This window comes from Microcoleus sp. (assembly GCF_049646505.1).
GTDB lineage: Bacteria > Cyanobacteriota > Cyanobacteriia > Cyanobacteriales > Microcoleaceae > Microcoleus.
The window spans coordinates 1-5,770 of sequence record NZ_JBARVX010000455.1 but is presented as its reverse complement, the minus strand read 5'-3'; the positions used below and the strand labels follow the sequence as shown (position 1 = coordinate 5,770).

Annotated in this window: 5 protein-coding genes; 4 read left to right on the top strand and 1 reads right to left on the bottom strand. The window is 46.2% G+C overall.

All coding sequences use genetic code 11. The features are described 5' to 3' along the window. The first annotated feature begins 105 nt into the window (after positions 1-105). From WBA89_RS21965 to WBA89_RS21955, 3 genes are all read left to right on the top strand, one after another. Positions 106-1,233, top strand: a complete 1,128-nt coding sequence (locus WBA89_RS21965; protein WP_424409442.1) for a type II secretion system F family protein — start codon at positions 106-108, stop codon at positions 1,231-1,233. 110 nt (positions 1,234-1,343) lie between these two features. Further along, positions 1,344-1,958 (top strand): hypothetical protein, encoded by a 615-nt coding sequence (locus WBA89_RS21960; protein WP_424409441.1) that lies wholly within the window; start codon positions 1,344-1,346, stop codon positions 1,956-1,958. A 403-nt stretch (positions 1,959-2,361) separates the two neighbouring features. Then, positions 2,362-2,472 (top strand): helix-turn-helix domain-containing protein, encoded by a 111-nt coding sequence (locus WBA89_RS21955; protein WP_424409440.1) that lies wholly within the window; start codon positions 2,362-2,364, stop codon positions 2,470-2,472. Between the two features lie 581 nt (positions 2,473-3,053). On the opposite strand, the gene WBA89_RS21950 is transcribed toward WBA89_RS21955, so the two are convergent. After that, entirely contained in the window at positions 3,054-3,722 is a 669-nt protein-coding gene (locus WBA89_RS21950) for a hypothetical protein (RefSeq protein WP_424409438.1), read from the bottom strand. A gap of 186 nt (positions 3,723-3,908) precedes the next feature. On the opposite strand from WBA89_RS21950, the gene WBA89_RS21945 reads away from it, so the two are divergent. Further along, positions 3,909-5,770 (top strand): efflux RND transporter periplasmic adaptor subunit (locus tag WBA89_RS21945; RefSeq protein ID WP_424409436.1); only part of this gene is annotated, 1,862 nt, incomplete at its 3' end.

Here is a 5,770-nt window from a genome sequence, read left to right as displayed (position 1 = left end):
ACAACTAACAACTAACAACTAACAACTAACAACTAACAACTAACAACTAACAACTAACAACTAACAACTAACAACTAATTTTTAATAAATTTTCAGAGGTGAGCTGTGGCTACCAACGTTGTCCGCGAAAAACCGAAAGGTAGTTTTGATTTCAGTGCGATTCAGGAGCAAATCGAGTATAACCTTACCAGTCTTACTGTTAAGGATATGGCTATTTTTGCTCGTCAGTTTGCGGCTATGTTTAATGCCGGGGTGGCGATCGTGAGATGCCTTTCCGTGCTGCACGAGCAGTGTTCTAATGCTAAGTTGAAGCGAGCGCTCAGGAGCATGAATGCTGACGTGCAGGAAGGGATAAACTTGGCAGAGGCGATGGCTAAGTTTCCTGATGTTTTTGACCAACTGTTTATCAGTATGGTGGCGGCGGGAGAAGTCGGGGGGGTGCTAGATGAAACTCTAGACCGTCTGGCGCTGATGATGGAAAAGAATCACAAGACGGAGGCGGAAATTAAGTCGGCGATGTCTTATCCGAAGACTGTGTTCTTTATTGCGATCGTGATTTTTTTCGCAATGACTATATTCTTGCTGCCAACTTTCGCTAAAATATTTAAGGATATTGGTGCGGATTTGCCGGCTTTTACGGTGTTTATGTTGGGAATTAGTGCATTTTGTACGGCTTGGCCTCCGATCCAACAGGTGACAGTTATTGGGGTGATTGTAGCGCTCAAAATCGCCTTCGATATGTACTACAAAACTCCAATTGGTCGCCTGCAGATTGATAGGATTGCGATGAAGTTGCCGATTTTTGGAGATTTAATCGAAAAATCTGCTGTGGCTAGGTTTTGCGTGATATTTGGGTCGCTGACGCGATCGGGCGTGCCGATTCTCAATTCGCTGGAAATTGTGCGAGACGTGGCCGGGAATCAGGCGATATCAAATGCGATCGAATATGCGAGACAGGAAATTCAAAGCGGCGGCATGATCAGTATTGCTTTGCAAGAACAAGCTGTTTTTCCGTCTTTGGCCATTCAAATGATGGCAATTGGTGAAGAAACTGGGGAACTTGACAAGATGCTGATGAAAGTTGGCGCTTTTTACGAAACGGAAGTTGAAGAAGCGGTAAAAGGACTTACCAGTATGCTAGAACCTCTGATGATTGTGGTCGTAGGTGCTATCGTAGGTTCGATTTTGCTGTCGATGTATCTGCCGATGTTCGCAGTGTTTCAGAAGCTGTAAAAAATAGTCAGTAGTGAGTTGGCAGTTGGCAGTTGGCGGTTGTATGTTGACTGTTAACTGTTGACTGTTAACTGTTGACTGTTGAGTAATTACCTATTACTTAATTTAAAATGTCTGTCAAACAATCACATTACGAGGCGTTGCTAGCAGAGTACAGCGAATCTTCTGCTGCGATCGCCCTGCTGAAAAAATATCGGATTTACATGGAAATGATTCCGAGTATCCGCCGGGCCAACGAAAGTTTAATTAGCATTCCTTTGCCGATCGCGCGCTTGCGGGACGGCGTTTCGTATGCGGGAAGCGGGGGGACTAGCATATCGCCGGGGCAGGCGGTTTGTTTGCCCTGCGACTTGGCGATTTTGATGTGCGATCCCGAGTGGAAAGTGAAAATTGGAGTGGAAATTTTGATTTTCATTCATCGTCCGGGCGAAGAGTTTTCTGAGTTGCTAGGCCGCTGGCGGCAGTCTCAGGTTTGGCTGGATAAAGGTTACGAATGGGTGATGCCGCACCGCTACAGACATATTTACAGCGATGAAGCTGAGGCTGTTTATCCGCTATTTGTGTTGTTTGAGGAAACGCCCGATCGCATTCAGCGCGGTTTGATGGCAGCGGGTTTGCCGTTTGTGGTTGAAAGTTTTGATTTGGCTGTTGAGGAAGCAGAGGATGAAGAGTTTCTCGGTATCGGGGAACTCGGAAGTATTGGTGAAGAGAGTTATGAGTTGTAGGCTTGTGGTGCGATCGCCCATAGCAATCCTATTTCAAGAAGTAAACTATAGCGTTTTTCCTAGCTGTGAGGTATACCGGAGCGCGGAAACGGGCCTCGCTCGCGGGTGCGGGAGGCTGGTGCGTACTTCACTTTTTTGAGAACCGCTATAGATTTTTTTTCAACAAACCGCCGATCGCACTCTTGGTACAGAGAAAGAGAAATGAACCGCAGAGAACGCAGAGATCGCAGAGGGGAGAGAAAGAGGAATTTAGAATTTTATTTATATGAGTAGAATTTATAAAATTGGCTGGAAAACCCCGTCCTTATAGGACGGCTTCTCTTGCTATTGTTTTCGATGCAATACCAGATTGATATTGTTTGTAGCTCGACCGACAATTGAGAGTAACAAATCTCACAAATAAATGAAAGCAAACCCTAAATATCGATTCTCTCCAACCGACCAACAAAAGCAGAGTTTGTCTCAGCTATTTGGTTGTGTTCGGGTAGTTTGGAATGATGCCTTATTTTTGTGAAAATCTGCTGCCAAGCTGCCCACCTACAATCAGTTGTCAGCACTGCTAATACCAATTTCATAAAGTAGCGCTAGATATTACCCCTCAACCCCCCCGATGCTTTGGGGGGCTAACACTTCATCCACATCTTTAGCAAAATGGTATAACTGTTTCAAAAAAGACCGAATCAAGAGCATGGTTAAACGATGTGTCCTCCGTTCCGTTGCAACAATCTTTGAGACATTTAGCAACGGCATACAAAAACTTTTTTGATGTTTGCAAGAGCAATAGAAAAGGGCCCCAAGTGGGAAAACCTAAATTCAAAAAAAAAAGACCGACAACCAATCCGCAGAGTTTGCCAAATCTGGTTTCTCTCTCCAAGGAGGAGTAATGTTTGTATCTGTAACTTTTGTACTGATTAATCTGGCGGTTGATATTTCCTATGTTTTTTTCTACCCAAGAATTCGCTACCGTTAATTAGAGCCAATAACAATCCTGAAACTATTTCTAAACCTCTCTATTTGCCTCTCTTTCTCTGCGTTCTCTGCGCCTCTGCGGTTTACAAAAAAAATCTTATTCACAAATCAGAGACGCTCTATATATCAAATAGAAAACGCTTGTTTAACATCCGGCCGCAGCAAGTAGTAAATGCTAGCTGCTGCAAAACCTAAAGTTAAAAAATTAACTGCTGCACCTGCGCTGCCAAATAGTTTAGCGATTTGCGCCAAAATGGCGATGACATGAATAATTAATGTTCCCGTCCAAGCCCAAGTTTTGAGTTGAAACAAACCCCAAGTTAAGACTAAGGAAATAATCCCGATAATTAAAGCGATCGCAGCAAAGATTGCAATGAAGCCGCCGATTACTGTGCCAACTTTTGCGCCGCCGAAAGCCGCACCTAGACCGCCAAAAATGCCTGCAAATAGCAAGATGAACAAGCCGTCAAGGAGACTGAATATCCCGCTAATTAGCTGCAAGATTGCCAGAATAGTAACGCTTTGAGGACGATTCATTTTTTTGTTTTCCATTTTTAACGGATTTGCCAAATATTTTAACCTGTTGCGGGTTCGCGGCAGATGTATTGAGGATTTAAGCTTGGCGATCGCGAAACCGGGTTTATGAGAGTCAGCCTCTCGATCTTGTGCCGTTACGAGCTTAGCACTGCCCGATCGCCCTGCGATGACTGTGGCGCAACCCAGCGCGCGGTCGATCGCACCCCAAAGAAAGCCTTCCCATAGACTGAGTTTGGCGCGATCGAAGTTTGGGCCCACATCTTGAGACTAAAAAAACTTAACATTATTTAATAAGTTGCAATAATTGCTATAATTGTTTGTAGGTGCTGGTTGGGGAACTTTTTTAAAATCACCCGATCGGATGAGTCTGAAAGACGATGCCAAGCATCCGTAAAAATTTTACCTTTAAGGTAATCCTGAGATTAAATTAGCTGGTAAGTCGGTATGATAGTTAGTCCTAAAGAGGAAACTGCTCAGGTCAAGGTGGAAGATTCTAAGATTGCAGACACCAAGGCCCCAGAGACCAAAATTGCAGATAATAAAACCCCCCAAAAGCAGTCTCCAAAGAAACCCGCACGGAAGCCGAAGCGGTGGGCGATCGGCTTGGTTGCAGCCGGGTTGCTAGCTGTACCGACTACCATATATATAGCAAAAATTCGATCGCAGCCGAAAGTAGATGCGATCGCCGCGATGACAGTGCCGGTGGAAGCCCAAAACCTCACGGTGCGGATCACGTCCAGCGGCACGGTGCAGCCGGTACAGCGCGTGAATCTCAGCCCCAAAGGCTCCGGGCGCATCGCAGAATTATTTGTCGAACAGGGCGATAAAGTCGAAGCAGGACAAATCGTGGCGCGGATGGAAAGCCGCGATGTAGAAGCTCAACTGGCTCAAGCTAAAGCCCGCGAAGCCAGCGTGCAAGCCAAACTTGCCAAAATTGAAGCCGGGAATCGATCGGAAGACATCGCCAGCGCCCGAGCGCGCTTAGAGCAAGCCGAAGCCTCTCTGGCTCAAGTCCAAGCAGGCAGCCGCGTCGAAGAAGTAAACCAAGGGCGAGCTCGTTTAGCCCAAGCTCAAGCTAATTTGCAGCAACTGCGAGCAGGCAGCCGCATCGAAGAAGTAAACCAAGGGCGAGCTCGTTTAGCCCAAGCTCAAGCTCGCTTAGCAGATGCTCAAACCGGCAGTGTTAAACAAGAAATTGCCCAAGCACAAACGCAAATTGAATCGAGTAAAGCCCAAGCAGAACTAACAGCTCAACGGGTGGAACGCAACCGTCCGTTAGTCCGAGAAGGTGCCCTCGCTCAAGATAAACTCGATGAATTGATCAAAGAAAATCGCACTGCCCAAGCTAAATTAACAGAATCCCAAAAACGCCTGCAACAACTGCAAGAAAGCCGGAAGTCGCAAATCAAGCAACTGCAAGCTGCTGTCGATGTCGAGCAGCAAGCATTGAAGCAGTTGCAAAACGGCACGCGATCGGAAGGAATTGCCAAAGGCGAAGCAGAAGTTGCCGAAGCAAAAAGCAAATTAACGCAACTAGAAAACGGCAACCGTCCAGAAGAAATTGCTAAAGCCGAAGCAGCAGTTGCTGAAGCAAAAAGCCAATTGGCCGCCCAAGAAAACGGCGCTCGCCCGGAAGAAATAGCTTCCGCTAAAGCTGATTTAGCCGAAGCTCAGGCTCAAGTCCGCTTTCAAGAAGTGCAGTTAGAAGATACGAAAGTTCGCGCTCCTTTTGCCGGAGTTATTACCCAAAGATATGCGATTGAAGGAGCTTTTGTAACTCCGGCAACTTCGGCATCGGAAGCTACTTCGGCTACTTCGACATCGATTGTCGCTTTGGCTAAAGATGTGGAGGTTTTGGCGAAAGTGCCGGAGGCAGATATCAGTCAAATTAAACCGGGTCAAATAGTTGAAATTGTGGCTGATGCTTATCCCGATCAAGTGTTTAAAGGCCGCGTTAAGTTAATTGCGCCGGAAGCAGTTAAAGAACGGGACGTGACGCTGTTTCAAGTGCGAGTTGCGCTCGATACTGGCAAGGATTTCTTGCAGTCGGGAATGAATGTTGATTTGAGATTTATCGGTCAAAAGCTCAGCAATGCTTTGGTTGTCCCCACGGTGGCAATTGTGACGAATAAAGGTCAAACTGGCGTGCTAGTTCCCGATGAGAAGCAGCAGCCGAAGTTTATGCCTGTGACTGTGGGTTCGACTATTGGTAACAAGATTCAGATTTTGGAAGGTGCTAAGGCGGGCGATCGGGTGTTTACTGAACTTCCTGCTGGTAAAAAGTTGGAGGATATTATCAAAAATCA

Bases quoted from the DNA above. Each gene is read 5' to 3' on its own strand.
- WBA89_RS21960 (WP_424409441.1), top strand. From the start codon at position 1,344: ATGTCTGTCAAACAATCACATTACGAGGCGTTGCTAGCAGAGTACAGC.
- WBA89_RS21955 (WP_424409440.1), top strand. From the start codon at position 2,362: ATGAAAGCAAACCCTAAATATCGATTCTCTCCAACCGACCAACAAAAG.